Source organism: Bradyrhizobium sp. AZCC 2230, assembly GCF_036924495.1.
GTDB classification, from domain to species: Bacteria; Pseudomonadota; Alphaproteobacteria; order Rhizobiales; family Xanthobacteraceae; genus Bradyrhizobium; species Bradyrhizobium rifense.
In genome coordinates this window covers 7,639,359-7,655,267 of the sequence record NZ_JAZHRS010000001.1, presented here as the reverse complement: position 1 = coordinate 7,655,267, position 15,909 = coordinate 7,639,359, and the positions used below count along the sequence as shown (strand labels likewise).

Below are 15,909 nucleotides of genomic sequence, written 5' to 3'. Positions count from 1 at the left end.
TGCGAACGGAGTAGCGCTGGTGAACCGCGGCAGCTCTTGCCGATATCTCTGTCACGCATGGCACGAGCGTCTGTAGCCAAACGGCCTAAATCTAGGAGAATTGAATGAACAATGATACCAAACGTCCGCCGACAGCGCATGCAGCCGGCGCGCCGGTCACGGTCAATCTTAACATCCGGACCGCTGGGCCGCGCGGGCCGGCGCTGTTGCAGGACGTGTGGCCGAGCGAGAAGCTCCCCCATTTCGCACGCCAAGTGATTCCCGAGAGCCGCATACACGCCAAGGGCCCGATCCCTCACCCCGGCGGCCCGTGCGTATGGCTGCCATGCTCACCGCCTCAGGTGTCCAGGCCTCTACAGCATGTGGCCAGTAAGCACCTGCGCAACCCTCTTTTCCTTCTCGTACTTCCCTAGGCTGACACACGCTTGTTGAGGGAGACACCGGCTTGCACAGCCGGTGAAGAATTACTGCTGGCCTGCTGCTTGGAGCCTCATACGCACGAGAAAATCTCGTCGGTCGGGAACTTGTCTGAGATCAGTTCCGGACCGTTCGGACCGATCAACAGCATATCCTGGATGTGCCAATGGTTGATGTGGGGCTCCATCGCGATCACCATACCCTCTTCCAGCAGCCGCGGATTGTCGCGCGAGATCACCGGCTCCTGCTGATGCCACCACGCGCCAACGCTATGACCGGCAAGCATCGACTTATACACCATGCCCTTGGCGGCGAACCGCTCCACGACGAAGCGGTAGACCTCACCCGCAGTCTTTCCCGGCACCAGCTGTTCGTTGGCGGCGTGATAGATGTCGCGGATGACGGCGTATTCGCGGCGCTGCTCCTCCGACGGCTTGCCGACCACGGCACAGCGTGATTGGTGGCCAGGATAGCCTTTCACGTAGGTCACATAGTCGGTCCGGATCGCGTCGCCAGCGGCAAAGGCAAAATCGCTCTCGCCGCCATAGGAAATCGTGTTGCGCGAGGAATTGAGAATGCCGTGGGTAAATTCCGACCCGTGCGAGAGGCAATAGGCCATCAACGCGGCGTGCAGATCCCGCTCGCGCATGCCGGGCCGCACGGTCGGGAAACACGCAAGATAAGCATCGTCGAGCATGTCGGCCCCAAGTTTGAAGCGCGCGAGCTCCGCCTTGGTCTTCACGGCCCGGACATGATCCATTACAGCGACGCAATCTGATGTGCGCATCTTCGGCAGCTTGTTGCGTAACGCCTCCCAATCAGCCGCGCTGATGAAGTTGGTCTCGAATCCGACCTTGCCATCGGTGAGCCCCATATCGCCGAGGGTCTTGGCGAGACGCTCGATCGGCGGCTCGGTGTAACCTTCATAGACGTCGAAATGCTCGACAAAGGAATCGCGCTCCGGCAGATCCTTGGCGATCGCGTTGACGACGATGCGCGGCTCTCCCTTCCGCGGCCAGACCAGATAGACGCCGCGCGGCGAGTCCGCGAGATCGAGGTGCCGCGCCAATGTGCCTGGATAGGCGAAGCCGGTAAGATAGGTGAAATTGATGCCGGCGCGCGCGACGATGGCATCCAATCCTTGCGCATCCATCTCCCTCTCCAGCCGAGCGAGCTGCACGAAATCCTTGGCGGCGGCCTTCATTTTTGTTCTCCTGGTAAGAAATTGCTTTGCAACGCGGCTCAACGCGGCTCAACCAGCCTGAGAAAGCGTTGGGTGCGTTCTTGGGTCGGATGATCCAGTACCTGCTCAGGCGAGCCGTGCTCGACCACCACGCCCTCGTCCATGAAGATCACGCGGTCGGCGACCTCGCGCGCGAACCGCACTTCATGCGTCACGATCATCATGGTCATGCCGGCTTCGGCGAGCCGCCTGATTGCGGCCAGCACCTCGCCGACCAGTTCTGGATCGAGCGCGGAGGTCGGCTCATCGAACAGCATCAGCCGCGGCGAGATCGCGAGCGCGCGCGCGATCGCAACCCGTTGCTGCTGGCCGCCGGACAGCCGATGCGGCAGATGATCTGCGTGGGCGGCAAGGCCGACCGCGTTCAACAGGCTGAGGCCGAGCGCGCGCATCTTGTCCGCGGGCTCGCCATAGACCCGCATCGGGGCCTCCACGATGTTTTCCAGCGCGGTCAAATGATCGAACAGATTGAAATGCTGGAATACCATGCCGATCCGCGCATCTGCGCGCGCCTTAGCGAGATTGCGGGTCGGCGCCAAGCCGCCCCCGGGCTGTCTGGCATAGCCGACATATTTGCCGTCGACGGTGATCTCGCCCCAATCGAGCGGCTCCAGATGATTGACGAGCCGCAGCAGCGTGCTCTTGCCTGAACCGCTCGGCCCCATCAGGACTACCACTTCCCCGCGCTTGATGGTCAGATCGACGCCGCGGAGAATTGCGCGGCTCCCGTAGGATTTCTGCACGTTCTGCAGGACAACGAACGCCTCGTCCCGGGTTGCCTCGGACGGTCCCGCCTTGACAGCGTCGGTCCACGCCGTGGGCGACACAGCGGACTGCGCCAGGGCCTTGGCTTCACGCTTCCGATCGGCGCTGAAATTGCGTTCGAGATAAAACTGCGCGATCGCGACTGCGCTGGTCAGCACGAGGTAGAGAATGCCGGCGGCCGCGAACACGGTGAAAAACTTGAAGTTTTGGCCAACGATCTGCTGCGCGCGGAACGTCAGCTCGTTGACGAAGATTACAGAGGCAATCGAGGTGCCTTTGATCAGCGAGATCACCTGATTGGCCATCGCCGGCAGGATCGCGCGCATCGCTTGTGGCAGTATGATTCGGCGCATGGTGAGGAACGCCCCCATGCCGAAAGACGCCGCAGCCAAGGTCTGCTTGCGGTCGACGGAGAGAATGCCGCCACGGATGATCTCGGCGCAGAACGCGGCCTCGTTCAGGGTGAAGCCGAGCAACGCCGTCGTAAAACTGTCGAGCCGGATGCCGACCGCCGGCAACGCGTCGTAGAGAAACACCAGTTGCAGGATCAGCGGAGTTCCGCGCATGAACCAAATGTAGAGCCACCCGGCCCCGCGCACTGGCGCCAACGGCGAAAGGCGCATCAGCGCCAGGCCGAGGCCCAGCCCGATGCCGCCGACCATCGCAAGCGCTGCGATCTTCAGGGCGTTGACCGCGCCCTCGAGCAGGAAAGCCGAGAAGACGTAGCCCAGCACTTCCATGACCGGCTCGGGCAGCATCCCTGCGTGGAGGCCGGCGGCTGCCGCCACCAGCGCAACCAGAACTGCCAGCCCGGCCAAGGCGGTAGGACCGGAGACCAGTTTCTTCTCGGCGGCGATCGCCTCACTCATCGCGCTCATCCCGTTCCTAGATCATTATCCGGAGAGTTTGACCGTCGCATGCGCGACGGCCTGCGCCGCCGCTACCAGATCGGACAACAGCACCCGCTCATCTGCCGTCGGCCATTCCTTGTAGATGCGGATATCGCCGGGACCATATTGCACGGTCGGGATGCCGAAAGCCGCGATGATGTTGCCGTCGCCGACATTGCCGAGCCGGCCCCAGCCACCGATCACAGCCGGCGCCCCGGAGGCGCGCATTTGTCCCTCGGCCAAAGTCGTCACCAGCGCATGGTCGGACGAACACGCCATCGGCTCCTGACACCAGCCATTCTCGGTGCCCTTGGCTGGCAGCTCGAACGAATAATTGAACGCCGGATGCTCGCGCTTGATGCCTTCGAGTAGCCGCGTCAGATCAGCTGCCACACTCTGCATGGTTTGACCCGGCACCGTACGGAATTGCAACAAGAGCTCGGCCTGCTTGCTGTGTAGACCGGACAGGTTCCTCTGGTAGTAGTGCTCCTTATGGAAGGTGTCGAATGTGTGGGTCGGAAATCCCGGCAACTCCGGATGCGACGTGAAGCTCATCCAACTACCTTCCGGAATCGGATCGAGGCTCGGTCCTATTCGGCGGATCACCTCGCAGAGCTGCTCGATCGGATTCCAGTATTGAGCCTTGGCTTCCGCGCTGTAGCGGAAGAACAGTTCCGGCGCCTCGACGCGAATGCGCACCATGAGGATGCCGACGCAGACGTTGGCGATGGTGTTGTTGGAATGCTCCATGTTGATGCAGAGATCGGCGCTGATGCCGCTCTTCAGCAGTGCCCGCGTGCCGGCGCCGCCGAGCTTGTGCGCGACGACGGGACACAGTAGCACATCGCCTTTCAGGCGCGTGCCGGACTTGATCACCGCCTCCAAGCCACAGAAAGCCGCGGTCAGTCCGCCTTTGTCGTCGTGGGCGCCCATGCCCCAAACCCAGCCATCCTCGAACTTGGCGCCATAGGGATCGACCGACCATCCGGGCATTTCGACGCCAGGATCCATGTGCCCATTGAGCATGAGGGACGATCCACCGCCGGTCCCGCGTAAAATGCCGACCGGCTGCCGGCTCTTCGATGCCGAATTGAACGGATGTTGGACCTCCATCATCATGACGTCGAGACCGATGTCGGTCATCCGCTCCGCCAGATGATCGGCAATTGCGTGTTCTTCGAATGCGGAGCTCGGAATCCGCAGCAACGCCTGTTCGATCTCCAGCACGCGCGCGGGATCGACGTGCTTCTGCACGCTCGTCAGTTCAGTGGTCATAAGTTTGGTCCGCTTAGGTCACACATCTGATCGGCACATACCGATCGGATCACTCGGTCAGTACGGTGGGGTCTGTCGTCAGGCTGTAGTCCACCTGGTATTTCTCGTAGATCGCCTTCTCGGTACCGTTGGCGCGGATCGTCGCGAGTCCATCCTTGATCGCCTTGACGAGGTCAGGGTTGCCTTTCGCGATGCCAACCGAAATCTTGGCCCCGGTGACGACGTCGAACGCGCTCTGCACCTTGTCCGGGCTGGAGGCGATCATGCTGTCGCCGACGAACTTGTTGACCGCCGCGAGGTCGGCGCGCCCGCTCTGCACCAGGCGCAGGCTGCTCGGCATGTCCTGCGACAGGATAATCGTCACGGCGGACTTACCGGCCGCGGTGCATTTGGCGTTTGCCTCGCGCAGCATCGCTTCCTGCGTGGTGCCGAGCTGGGTGGTCGCGGTCAACCCGCAGAGATCGTCCAGCGTGTGGGCGTTCTTAGGGTTGCCCTTTGCGACGAGCATTCCGGTCGCGGCATTCATGTAAACGACGAAGTCAAGCTTTTTAGCCCGCTCGGCCGTGTAGAGCAGGGTGTCCCACATGATATCGACCTGGCCGGACATCGCCGCCGGGATCAGGCCCGACCAGGTGCCGATGGTGAAATCGATGGGCACGCCGACGCAAGCGAATGTGGCGCGGGCGAGATCGGCATCGAGCCCGATCAGCTTGGTCAGATCCTTCGGGTCGCGCTGGCTGAACGGCACGCTCTCGCCATCCTGGCCGATCTTGATGGTCTTGCCGGCCAATCCAGGATACTTCGACGCCAGCTTCGTGGGCTCGCAGGCCGTATCGTCAGCATGGGCCGGCGCCGGGCGAACTGCGCAAAGAAGCGCCAGAGCAAGCACAAAAATTGCGCCTAGTGGCTGCAATCTATGCAGACTACGCATGGATAGGATTTCCCTTATCGCAAAAATTGGCCCGACTTCTCGGATATTGTTCGCGTCACACTACGATTACAAATGAAAGATGGACATTCAATTCATGCGCGTATTTTATGATTTAGAATGGATTCACGTCACCTCGAAACGCTTTTGTGGGTCGTGCGGCTCGGCGGCATCGGCGCCGCCGCGCAACACCTCAACCTTACTCAGCCGGCCGTCACCCGGCGCATCCAGGAGCTCGAGCGCGAGCTCGGCGCCAGAGTCCTGCAGCGGCAGGGCCGCAACGTCGCTTTGACTGCGTTGGGCCAGAGCTGTCTGGAGCGCGCCGAGCGCGTTCTCTCGGAAGTCGCGATGATGAAGGCGGCCGCCGGCCAAGACGCTGAAGTCGGCACCATCCGTGTCGGCGTGGTCGAGAGCATCGCGCTAACCTGGTTTCAAAGTTTCGTCGCTCGAATCGAGCAGCGATTTCCGAAAGTGCGTCTCGAGATCGACGCCGATCTTGCGGGCGGCCTCGCAGCCAAACTCACCCGGCGTCAGATCGACATTGCGCTATTGCCAGGTCCGGTCGATCTGTTGGGCGCGATTCGCGTTTCACTTGGGAGTTGCGCCTTGAAATGGCTTGGCCACCCTCGATTTTGCCCGGCGGATCGCAATCTCACGGCTGCCGCACTTGCGGAGCTTCCGACTATCGGCATGCCACAAGACGCAAGCGTCTATCATTTGATGGTCAATTGGTTCGAGGAGGCCGGCCTCAGCCCTCGCTTCATCCATCGCTGCAACAGCTTCAGCGTGATGTCACTCCTCGTTAGGCGAGGGATTGGGATCAGCCTGCTTCCAGCAGACCTTTTCACGGAAGACCTTGCTGCCGGTGCACTCAAGATTTTGCTCGAGAACTCTAGCGCGAAGGATATGGAATACTCGGCGGCCTATCTGCGAGCAAGCGACAATCCTCTGGTACCGCAACTGGCAGCGCTCGCACGCGAGGAAAGCTGGTTCGTTGGGACGAAGCGAGGCCGGGGCGATCAGCGCATCGCGAGCACCATATCCCGCTTCTAGCTCCAGCTAAGTGCGCGTGCCTCGAATTTTGAAACCTCATCTACCGGTGGAGAGGGCACTCTTGGTCGCTTATTCACAATGAACGGCCGCTTGCAGCCAGACGCGGCCGTTCCGAGAAATCAGCTTTTGACCCGGAGCGCGCACGGCTGCGCCGCTCTGGAGATAAAATTGGTTTAGAGCGACCGAGGCCGATTCAGCGGGAACGATGGCTCGGTGAATCAGATTTCGCAGTCGGCTGGACCCAAAGCCTTAAGCAAGCCACCAAACGCGCCTAGCCGGCAAGGTTCGGTGTTGCCGGCAGCCTTTCGCCGTTCGGTAGTTGTGGTTCGCTTGACCTCGGCTTTCTTTGGCTTCGACTTCGGAGAAGGGGCGGTGGTGACCTTCTTCGGCTTGGGATCGTGCCGATGGGGGTTCATCATCCTCGGCGGCTCCGATGGACCGACACTGGTGCCTTCCGGCGAAGAATTGCGTTCGTCGACGAGAGCAGGCTGCGCTGGTGTCTCGATGCTCGCAGCGGCCACTTCAAGTCGATCACCCTTTTCAAGTCGATCAGCCTTGGCCAACGCACCGCGTGGCTCGGAAATGCCTGCGGCTATCTCGGCAACGGGCCGGACAGGCACTGCTGCACTCCGCGCTGGAGTTTTGAGTTCCATTGCCGCAAGCACTCCCACACCCAGTGGGATGAGGAGGCCCAACAACATCATTCTCAGCATGATGCCTCCGGCTTGGATTGGCGCCGGTTAGAATTCTCCGATCTAATGAGGCAACTTGGCGGCGGCCGACCTGACAACGAGTCCCACGTGCAGAGCGTTTGCCGACAGGGTTAATAGCCGCTCCAGAAAATCCGCATTGCTTGGACCGCGGAACAGGGTTTGGTCAGGTTTGGTCGCGGGTCATCGCGATCGTCTTGAAGTCTTGTCGAGCTTGCTGTCGTACTGCCCGTCCTTGCACTTGGCGTCATCGACTTCAAAGCAGCCGCTGCCCTCGGTTTCCTCTTCCATCTTGCCGTCCGTGCAGCCGAGGACTTCCAGAGCAACCTTGATCTTCTCAGCCTCCCCCGGTGTCACGGGTGTGTCAGCAAGCGCGAAAGTGCTGCTTGCAAGTGCAGTAGCGAAAGCCCGGTGCTCCTGCGGATGATTGAAGGTCGCACCTGGCTGAAATCAGCCTTCGGGCGAATGCCCGCTTCGCGCCAACACCGGACGTCCCCATAACGACGCGAATGACCCCAACCGGACATTAGGCCGGCCGCAAACCGGCCTTCCCCACCTCCTCAAAGTGAGAACCGCACGATCGGACCGTGCTTTTCTTGAACAGCTTCCTCTCGCAGAGAATTTGGATTCGGCGGCCACAATTCATCGCCGCACTCGGCGGCATGGCCGCGTGCGGCGCGGGCTGCCCTGCGGCTCGCCGGTTGGCTTTCGGTCTTCTTCGTCGCCCTTGGCCTTCGCGCTCGTGGTTTGCGGCCATACCGTCAAGCGCCGTGTGCGCGAGCGTCCGGCGGCAGTAGGTTGCTGCTCATCTCCTGTCGGATCATCGGTTCAGGGTTCTGCGAGCTCTCTTTCCTTGATGGACACATATCCGCGCGACTGGCGCCGGATCACCTGCGGCGGTTGGCCGTAGGCGCGGAGAAAGGCGCGTCGCATTTGGTTGCGATCCCCGAATCCGGTCAGTTGCGCGACAACGTCAAGGGTGTGGTTGGTGTCTTCCATCAGCGCGCGCGCCCCCTCTAGGCGGAGGTTCTCGACAGCCTTCGCCGGTGTCTGTCCGGTTTCGGCCTGGAAGGCGCGGCTGAACTGGCGTGGTGAGAGATGCGCGACCTCGGCAAGATCGTCCACGCCCAGCCGTCCGGCAAGATTGCGTCGGGCATAGGTGAGCACAGTCTGAATCCGGTCCGATTTCGGTTCCAGTTCGAGGAGCGAGGAGAACTGCGACTGGCCGCCGGCTCGGCGATGGTACAGCACAAGCCTGCGCGCAACTATGCGCGCCGCTTCCATGCCAAGATCCTCTTCGATCAGAGCAAGCGCAAGATCGATGCCGGCGGTCATGCCGGCTGAAGTCCATACCGGTCCGTCAGCGATGAAGATCCGGTCCTCTTCGACCCGCACATTGGGATAGCGGGCCCGAAGCTCGCCAGCACGATCCCAATGGGTTGTTGCACGCCGCCCGTCGAGAAGTCCTGCCTCCGCGAGGACAAACGCCCCGTGGCAGGTTGCAACGATCCGGCGGCAATGCGACCGCGCATGGCGGATGAAGTCGATCATCTCGGGCGATGCATCCTCCGTGCTCGCACCTACGATGATGAGGTCGTAGGGTTCCGCGGCAAACGGCTCGGTCAACACCTGGAAGCCGAGTGAGGTGCGCACCGGCCCGCCATGCTTGGACAGCATTCGAATGTCGTAGACGGGTTCCGCTGCTTGCCGATTGGCGATCTCGAACGGAGCGGTAAGGGCGAAGCCCATCGACTGATAGCTGGGGGAGATGATGAAGCCGACCTTACGCATCATGCCTCCGCATGTCCGAAATTGACGCTTATATGACGTTTCGGTCGCCGCTTGGCAAGCCTACGCAGGGGTTGTCGAAGATTGGCAGAAGGACTGAAACAATGGCTCTCAAGGGCAAACCACGCGACATGAACAAGTGGCGGGAAGTGCTCCTAGACCCGAATGTCCATTTCCCCGGCGAGTCGAGCGAATACCGGCGCGCACGCAACGAGCTGTTGGAGGCGGAGGCAGAACTCAAGCGGCTGAACGAGCAGGTCACCGCCAAGCGTCGGGCACTGCCGGCGGGCGGCCTCGTCAGGGAGGACTACGTCTTCGAGGCCGCGGCCGATGGCAGCAAGGTGAGGCTCTCGGAGTTGTTCGCACCGGGCAAGAACTCGCTGGTCATCTACAACATGATGTTCCCGCGCTGGTCGGAAGACCAACGAGCGGGAGCCCCGGGGGGCAAGACAGCCGAGCTGCCGCTTGTCGAGCAGCCGTGCCCGTCATGCACATCGGTCGTCGACGGGCTCGAGGGTGCTGCTTTTCATCTCGCCGAGCGGACCAACCTCGTCGTGATCGCGAAGGCAAGCCCCGATCGCCTCCGCACCTACGCACAAGAACGCGGTTGGCGAAACCTGCGGCTGCTGTCCTCGCGCAACAACACCTTCAACCGCGACTACCATGCGGAAACACCGGACGGCGTCCAACTCGCGGTCTTGAACGTGTTCTCACGCGACAAGGACGGGATCCGCCACCACTGGGCGAGCGAGGGGACGTTCAAGCGCGGCGATACGAGCCCCATCGACCCGGTCTGGCCAATCTACGGCATTCTCGATTTGACGCGCGAGGGACGCGGAGACAACGCTGCCTACCCCAACCTGCAGTACTAGGAAGTTCTCGAATTCTCATGAAGCAGACACAGACGATATTTTGACGAGCCATGGCATGGATTCCATTTCTCGTGCTGAGCGGCGCGCCCGCCGAACGCTCACGGTCTGCGGGCAGTTAGGTATCAGTTTGGCATCGCTTGAGTTGGTCAGATTCAGTTGGACGGTTTGAGAGTGCAATGGTCATGAAGTGCCTTAGGGCGTTATTCGCGACGATTACCCTCCTCACAAGAATTGGAGCAGTCAATGCGACGGTTCGGATTGTGGATGACCCTGGCGGCCGGATCGGAACCTACGTCGACAGATATGAGGGCGTGCGAGTCTCGGCCGAGAGGGTGATCATCGACGGTTATTGTGCCTCGGCTTGCACTATCGTTCTCGGTGCGATTCCTTATGACAGGATATGCGTGACGTCCCGCGCCCGGCTCGGATTTCACGCCGCCTGGAATCCCGGACCTAACGGTCGCAGGATAACCAATCCCGAAGCAACGCAGAGCCTGTACTCCATGTATCCATTTGAGGTCCAGCACTGGATCGACCAACGCGGAGGGCTGACCTCGCACCTGATTTTCCTGGGCGTCCGCGAGCTCGCGGCTATGTATCGGCCATGCCTTATCGATCCCCACGTTTCTTCGAGCTCAGTCGGTCCAATATCTGCCAGGAGCGAACTTGATAGCTTTTCACAACTGCCTCGGGCCGTGTCCTTGTTTTCGGACGCGGCGCCAAGCGTCGCGCTGAATAGGCTAGCAGAATCAGGAGAAAAGATATGCCTCTCGTTCGAATCGATGTCCGTAAAGGCAAGGATGCAGCCTACCGCCAGAAGATCGGTCGCATCATCTATGACGCGCTTGTCAGCGTCGGCGTTCCGGAAAAAGACCGCTTCCAAATCATTGCTGAGCACGAAGCTGACGCCTTCCAGTTCGATCCCGAATATCTCGGCATCCAGCGCAGTGCAGATCTCGTGATTATCCAGATTACCTGGAATGAAGGCCGGACGACGGCGCAAAAGCAAACGCTCTACAAGGCCATCGCCGACGGCCTTCACGCAACTGTCGGACTCCGGCGCGAGGACGTCTTGATCAACCTCATCGAGGTCAAGAAGGAGAACTGGTCCTTCGGCAATGGTATCGCTACGTACGCAGAGACATCCGATGTATCGAACCGCCTCTTCGCTCGGTAGCTTGCGCGCAGCCGACCGCCATGCGCTGCTCGTGCTGATCTGCACTTCAGCGCCTTCTTTCATGATACAGCTCGACGCGAACATCGTCTCCGTGTCGCTACCGGCAATAGCTCGTTCTCTGGGCGCGAGCTTTGCCGGGATCGAGTGGGTGATCACGGCCTATATACTCAGCTTTGCGTCGCTCTTACTGCCGGCAGGAACACTGGCGGACCGCTTCGGTCGCAAGAGGCTGCTGATCCTTGGCCTGTCGGTGTTCACCTTCGCCTCGTTTCTCTGTGGGTCCGCACCGAATCTCACAGTCCTCATCATCGCCCGCGCGCTACAGGGTGCAGGCGCCGCCATGCAACTCAGTGCGGCACTCGCAACCCTCTCGCATGAGTTCCAGGGAGAAGCCCGTGCGCGGGCTTTTTCCTTTTGGGGATCGGTGGTCGGGATCGGCGCCGCCTTGGGCCCTGTCGTCGGGGGCCTGATCACCCAGAGTTTCGGCTGGGAATGGGCCTTCTATATCAATCTTCCTATCGGCGCGACTTTGATCGCGTTGATCATCCGTGTCATCGAGTCCTCCAGAGACCCCGACGCCATGCAGCTCGATCTGCCCGGCGTGGCCTGTTTCAGTGGCGGGCTTTTCTTGACGACGCTCGCGCTTATCGGAGGCAACCACCGCGGCTGGACCGATCCATGGATCCTTGGCGAAGGCGTGGGCGCGGTGATTCTCTTCGTCCTTTTCATTCTCGTCGAGCGCAACCAGGCCCGCCCGATGCTTGACCTCTCCTACTTCCGCAAACCGACCTACATCGGCGCCAACCTGGCACAGTTCTCCTTTTCGGCCGGAATGCTGACAATGCTGACCTTCATTCCGATCTTTCTTCAAAGCGGCCTCGGTTATGCCTCTGCGAGCTCAGGACTAATGATGCTGCCGATGGTTATTCCAATGTTCATCGTGCCGCGCGTCGTCACGCATTTTCTCGCGCACCGGTTTTCCGGTCGAGATCTTCTGACCGCCGGCTTGTCGTTGGTTTGCCTCGGCCTCTTCGCGCTTGCGCTGGCTGTACGGGACGTAGCGTATGGCCCATTGATCGGTGGGATGGTGATTGCTGGGGTCGGAGCAGGCCTGCTCAATGGTGAAACGACCAAGGTCGGAATGACGGTCGTTCCAAAGGAGCGCTCTGGGATGGCCTCGGGCATTTCGGGCACGGTGCGTTTCACTGGTCTCGTCGTCGGTATCGCCGCGTTGGGAGCGGTACTTTACAGTCGCGTCACCTTGGCCGTGGCTGAGGCGCTTCCCAAGGTCTCTTCTGCCGATCGAGCGACTTTTGTCCACGACATAACGGCGGGCAATCTTTCCGGGGCGACTCTTGCCGGTCACGACGCCTTGAGTTTCAGAGCGCTCGCCACGGTGAGCTTTGCAAGCGGCTATCACGCGCTCTTTTTAGCTGGCGCACTGTTCATGCTGATTTCGACAATTTTGACTTGGCGTTTGGTGAGTCCGGCTGAGACGCCGCCGATCCCGCCTTCATCAGCGCCGCCACAGTCAAAACCCCAGTAAGTCCAGCGAGATCCCCATGACAGATCGGAGTGTGTTAACGGCAGAAGGCAGCACGGCCGTCAGATCACATGTGACGCTGGCAAACGCAGCGCGAGCCGCGGGCCCTCCGCTGCTGTTCGGTTTCAGGCTGTGGGCTTCGGTTTGTCTTGCTCTCTTCGTTGCGTTTTGGCTAGAGCTCGACAATCCCTATTGGGCGGGCGCCTCCGCAGCGATCGTGTGTCAGCCATATCTCGGGGCGTCGCTGCGCAAGTCACGCTACCGCATCATCGGCACTCTCGTGGGAGCTACGATGATCGTCGTGCTGACGGCCTGGTTTCCCCAGAACCGCATCGGCTTTCTCGTCGGACTTGCGGCGTGGGGCGGGGTTTGCGCCTTCGCTGCCACCCTGTTCCGCAACTTCGCCTCCTACGCGGCAGCACTTGCTGGGTACACCGCGGCGCTAATAGGGGCCGGCACACTTGGCGCAACAGGTGGCGCGAGCAGCGAGGTGTTCATGCTGGCCGTTATCCGCGCCAGCGAAATCTGGATCGGCATCCTTTGTGCTGGCGCCATCCTCGCCCTAACTGATTTCGGCGGCGCTGCGGAAAGGCTTGCGGGAATGTTTGCGGCCGTATCTACCGAGACCGCGGCTCGATTCGGGGCCACTTTGAGACTTGCCGGATCGGATTCCGGGGATGCGCAGCAGCCGGCCAGACGAGAGCTCATTCGACAGGTCACCGCGCTTAACTCGATGATCGACGAGGCGATCGGAGAATTCTCAACAATTCGCTATCACTCGCCCGTTCTGCATGGCGCTATCGACGGGCTGTTTGCCTCGCTCGCTGCCTGGCGCAGTATTGCAGCGCGGCTCATCAAAATGCCGCCGGAGGTCGCAGACGAAGAAGGCAATGCGATTCTGGGCTGCATTCCAGAAGAAATGCGTTTCGCGCTGCCAGCAGGCCAGGCGACATTCTGGATGGACGATCCCATCGGCTCGCGTCGCCGTTGCGAGGCCGCAGTTCGGACGCTCATTGCCATGCCGGCCAGCACAGCCTCCCTGCAGCTGCTTGCCGATCAGACCACAAATGTTCTAGTGGGGTTTGCAGCGGTGCTCGAGGCGACGGCTTTGCTGGTTGCCGACCCAGCGCGCCCGCGTTCTCGCCGTCGCGGCTTCAAAATCTATGTTCCCGATTGGCTGCCTTCCCTCGTCAGTGCCGGCCGCGCATTCGTAGCGATCGGAGCGGCCGAGCTATTCTGGGTCCTCACCGCCTGGCCAGACGGCAGCTTGGCAATCGTCTTCGTCGCAGTTGCGGTTCTGTTGCTTTCGCCCCGAGCCGAACTGGCCTACGCTGACGCCATCGCATTCATGCTCGGCACAACGGCGGGTATTGCTATTGCAGCGGCGATCAAGTTCGCCCTGCTGCCTGGGCTCGAGTCGTTCCCTGCCTTCTGCACAGCCTTGGCTGCTTTTCTGATACCGGTCGGTACTGCGATGGCTGCAACTCGGCAGCATCCCGCTTGGGTCATATGCACCATTATCTCTGTGACCGCGCTCCAGCCTACGAACGAGATGATCTACGACACAGCGCAATTCTACAACTCTGCACTAGGAATCTTCGTGGGCTTTGCGGCGGCGCCTCTGTCGTTTCTACTTGTCCCGCCGCTATCTCCGTCGTTCCGAACCAAGCGGCTCCTTAATTTAACGTTGCGCGACCTGCGTCGCCTTGCGATGAACCGTCTTTCAGCAAGCGCTGACGACTGGCAGGGCCGCACATCCAGCCGGCTCGCCGCATTGCCGGATCAGGCTGGGCCTTTGGAGCGGATGCAGCTTTTGGCAGCGGACCTTGTGGGGACTGAGATTATCCATCTTGGTCATGACACGGCAGCGCTCGATTTGCCGATGCAGTTCGATGCCGCACTGCAGACATTTGCGGAGGGAAATAGCGCCGCCGCAATTGCTCAACTCACCCGGCTGGATCATCACCTGGCCTCAACTGAACAGGTCGACACTCAGTTCGTCGCACGAACTCGTGGCCGTATCCTTGGCATCTGCGACGCCCTCGCCGACCACCGTGCCTACTTCGATACAGGACCCTCTGCTTGAAGTTTTTCGAGATCAACCTACTCGGCGTCTACTTTGCGCCCATGTCGATGCTGATGCTCTCAGCTTGGCTGGCGACACTCGCGTTGCTGAGGGTGGCCGGCCGATACGGGTTGCTGCGTCATGTCTGGCACCCGGCACTGTTCGTCCTTGCTATGTATATAATCGCGTTGTCGTCAATGGTACTTGTCATAGCTCGCTGAGGTTGGCATGTCACACGCTGAAGCAAAATCGGCAGTAACCAAGAGCGTCGACTTTCGCGGCAAGGCGCAACGGTGGCGCGTCAAAATCGTTTCGGTGTTCATTACGCTCGCCACAGTTGGCATTGCCATCGTGCTGGGCCGCGCGATGTGGGACGCGTATATGGTTGCACCTTGGACGCGCGACAGCATGGTCCGCGCCTATGTCGTCACGATGGCGCCAGAGGTATCAGGGCGTATTTTGGAGATGCCAGTGCTCGACAATCAGTTCGTGCACAAGGGCGATGTGCTGATGGTCATCGACCCGACCGACTACAGGATCGCTTTCGACCTTGCAGAAGCAGGCGTGCTGCAGGCCAAGGCCACCGCCGAAAATGCACAGACCATGGCGGAGCGCCGGCGCAAGCTGAGCGATCTAGCGGAGACCGTCGAAGACAGGCAGACCCACGACGCGATCGCATTGGCAACCCATGCGCAACATCGACAGGCTGTTGCCCAATTGGATCGGGCGAAGGTCAATCTGCAGCGTACAGAGATCCACTCGCCGGTGAATGGATGGATAACCAATCTCCTTGCGCAGCAGGGAGATTATGCCAACGTTGGACAGAACGTAATCTCTGTTGTCGATGCCGATTCCTATTGGGTGGACGCCTATTTCGAGGAAACGCAACTTGCATCCATCCGCGACGGCGATCCCGTCAAGATCAAGTTGATGGGAAATACCCAGATCATTACCGGCGAGGTCGTTGGCGTCGCGCGCGGCATCAACGTCTCAAACGCGCTACCTAACCAGCAAGGTCTTGCCATGGTCAACCCGATCTTCACCTGGGTGCGCTTGGCGCAGCGCGTGCCGGTGCGCATACGGCTTAAATGCGTGCCTGATGGCGTACGCCTGGTCGCTGGCTTGACTGCAACGGTGCAGGTTGACCTGCGTTCTCGGCCTTCTAAATGATGGCCGAAATGGA

14 protein-coding genes and 3 pseudogenes are annotated in these 15,909 nt (G+C 60.7%); 10 read left to right on the top strand and 7 right to left on the bottom strand.

Annotated elements, in window-relative coordinates; all coding sequences use genetic code 11:
• Positions 1–104 precede the first annotated feature (104 nt).
• Positions 105–287: pseudogene (locus V1280_RS36590) on the top strand (catalase); the annotation flags it as partial.
• 203 nt (positions 288–490) lie between these two features.
• On the opposite strand, the gene V1280_RS36585 reads toward V1280_RS36590, so the two are convergent.
• Genes V1280_RS36585 through V1280_RS36570 form a run of 4 tightly spaced genes read right to left on the bottom strand, consistent with a single transcriptional unit; the run spans position 491 to position 5,380 of the window.
• Positions 491–1,621: a M24 family metallopeptidase gene (locus V1280_RS36585; protein WP_334535486.1), complete on the bottom strand. Its 1,131-nt coding sequence runs from the start codon at positions 1,619–1,621 to the stop codon at positions 491–493.
• Between the two features lie 38 nt (positions 1,622–1,659).
• Positions 1,660–3,294 (bottom strand): amino acid ABC transporter permease/ATP-binding protein, encoded by a 1,635-nt coding sequence (locus V1280_RS36580; RefSeq protein ID WP_334535485.1) that lies wholly within the window; start codon positions 3,292–3,294, stop codon positions 1,660–1,662.
• 24 nt (positions 3,295–3,318) lie between these two features.
• Positions 3,319–4,590: a M20 family metallopeptidase gene (locus V1280_RS36575; protein ID WP_334535484.1), complete on the bottom strand. Its 1,272-nt coding sequence runs from the start codon at positions 4,588–4,590 to the stop codon at positions 3,319–3,321.
• A 49-nt stretch (positions 4,591–4,639) separates the two neighbouring features.
• Positions 4,640–5,380 carry an ABC transporter substrate-binding protein gene (locus tag V1280_RS36570; RefSeq protein WP_334535483.1) on the bottom strand — a complete coding sequence of 247 codons (741 nt, stop codon included), beginning with the start codon at positions 5,378–5,380 and terminating at the stop codon, positions 4,640–4,642.
• A 258-nt stretch (positions 5,381–5,638) separates the two neighbouring features.
• Here V1280_RS36570 and V1280_RS46935 point away from each other — a divergent pair.
• Positions 5,639–5,764: pseudogene (locus V1280_RS46935) on the top strand (LysR family transcriptional regulator); the annotation flags it as partial.
• Positions 5,765–5,866: 102 nt separating this feature from the next.
• On the top strand, positions 5,867–6,571 hold the full coding sequence (locus V1280_RS36560; RefSeq protein ID WP_334535481.1) for a substrate-binding domain-containing protein: 705 nt from the start codon (positions 5,867–5,869) through the stop codon (positions 6,569–6,571).
• Between the two features lie 218 nt (positions 6,572–6,789).
• Here V1280_RS36560 and V1280_RS36555 read toward each other — a convergent pair whose 3' ends face one another.
• The 3 genes from V1280_RS36555 to V1280_RS36545 all read right to left on the bottom strand — a co-directional run bounded on the left by V1280_RS36555 (position 6,790) and on the right by V1280_RS36545 (position 9,072).
• Positions 6,790–7,284, bottom strand: a complete 495-nt coding sequence (locus V1280_RS36555) for a hypothetical protein (protein WP_334535480.1) — start codon at positions 7,282–7,284, stop codon at positions 6,790–6,792.
• Positions 7,285–7,464: 180 nt separating this feature from the next.
• The gene (locus V1280_RS36550) at positions 7,465–7,638 is read right to left on the bottom strand and encodes a hypothetical protein (RefSeq protein WP_334535479.1); all 174 of its coding nucleotides are present in this window, start codon (positions 7,636–7,638) and stop codon (positions 7,465–7,467) included.
• A gap of 471 nt (positions 7,639–8,109) precedes the next feature.
• Positions 8,110–9,072: a GlxA family transcriptional regulator gene (locus V1280_RS36545; RefSeq protein ID WP_334538498.1), complete on the bottom strand. Its 963-nt coding sequence runs from the start codon at positions 9,070–9,072 to the stop codon at positions 8,110–8,112.
• A 101-nt stretch (positions 9,073–9,173) separates the two neighbouring features.
• Here V1280_RS36545 and V1280_RS36540 point away from each other — a divergent pair, with 101 nt between their 5' ends.
• The 7 genes and pseudogenes from V1280_RS36540 (at position 9,174) to V1280_RS36510 (ending at position 15,896) form a co-directional block, all read left to right on the top strand.
• Positions 9,174–9,941: a DUF899 family protein gene (locus V1280_RS36540; RefSeq protein ID WP_334535478.1), complete on the top strand. Its 768-nt coding sequence runs from the start codon at positions 9,174–9,176 to the stop codon at positions 9,939–9,941.
• Positions 9,942–10,123: 182 nt separating this feature from the next.
• Positions 10,124–10,594: pseudogene (locus V1280_RS36535) on the top strand (hypothetical protein); the annotation flags it as partial.
• A 110-nt stretch (positions 10,595–10,704) separates the two neighbouring features.
• Positions 10,705–11,118: a tautomerase family protein gene (locus V1280_RS36530; protein ID WP_334535477.1), complete on the top strand. Its 414-nt coding sequence runs from the start codon at positions 10,705–10,707 to the stop codon at positions 11,116–11,118.
• The gene (locus tag V1280_RS36525; RefSeq protein ID WP_334535476.1) at positions 11,090–12,664 is read left to right on the top strand and encodes an MFS transporter; all 1,575 of its coding nucleotides are present in this window, start codon (positions 11,090–11,092) and stop codon (positions 12,662–12,664) included. The genes V1280_RS36530 and V1280_RS36525 overlap by 29 nt, the downstream gene beginning before the upstream one ends.
• Positions 12,665–12,680: 16 nt before the next feature.
• On the top strand, positions 12,681–14,747 hold the full coding sequence (locus tag V1280_RS36520) for an FUSC family protein (RefSeq protein ID WP_334535475.1): 2,067 nt from the start codon (positions 12,681–12,683) through the stop codon (positions 14,745–14,747).
• Positions 14,744–14,947, top strand: coding sequence for a DUF1656 domain-containing protein (locus V1280_RS36515; protein ID WP_334535474.1), 204 nt, complete (start codon positions 14,744–14,746; stop codon positions 14,945–14,947). The genes V1280_RS36520 and V1280_RS36515 overlap by 4 nt, the downstream gene beginning before the upstream one ends.
• Positions 14,948–14,954: 7 nt before the next feature.
• Entirely contained in the window at positions 14,955–15,896 is a 942-nt protein-coding gene (locus tag V1280_RS36510; protein ID WP_334535473.1) for an HlyD family secretion protein, read from the top strand.
• Positions 15,897–15,909 lie beyond the last annotated feature (13 nt).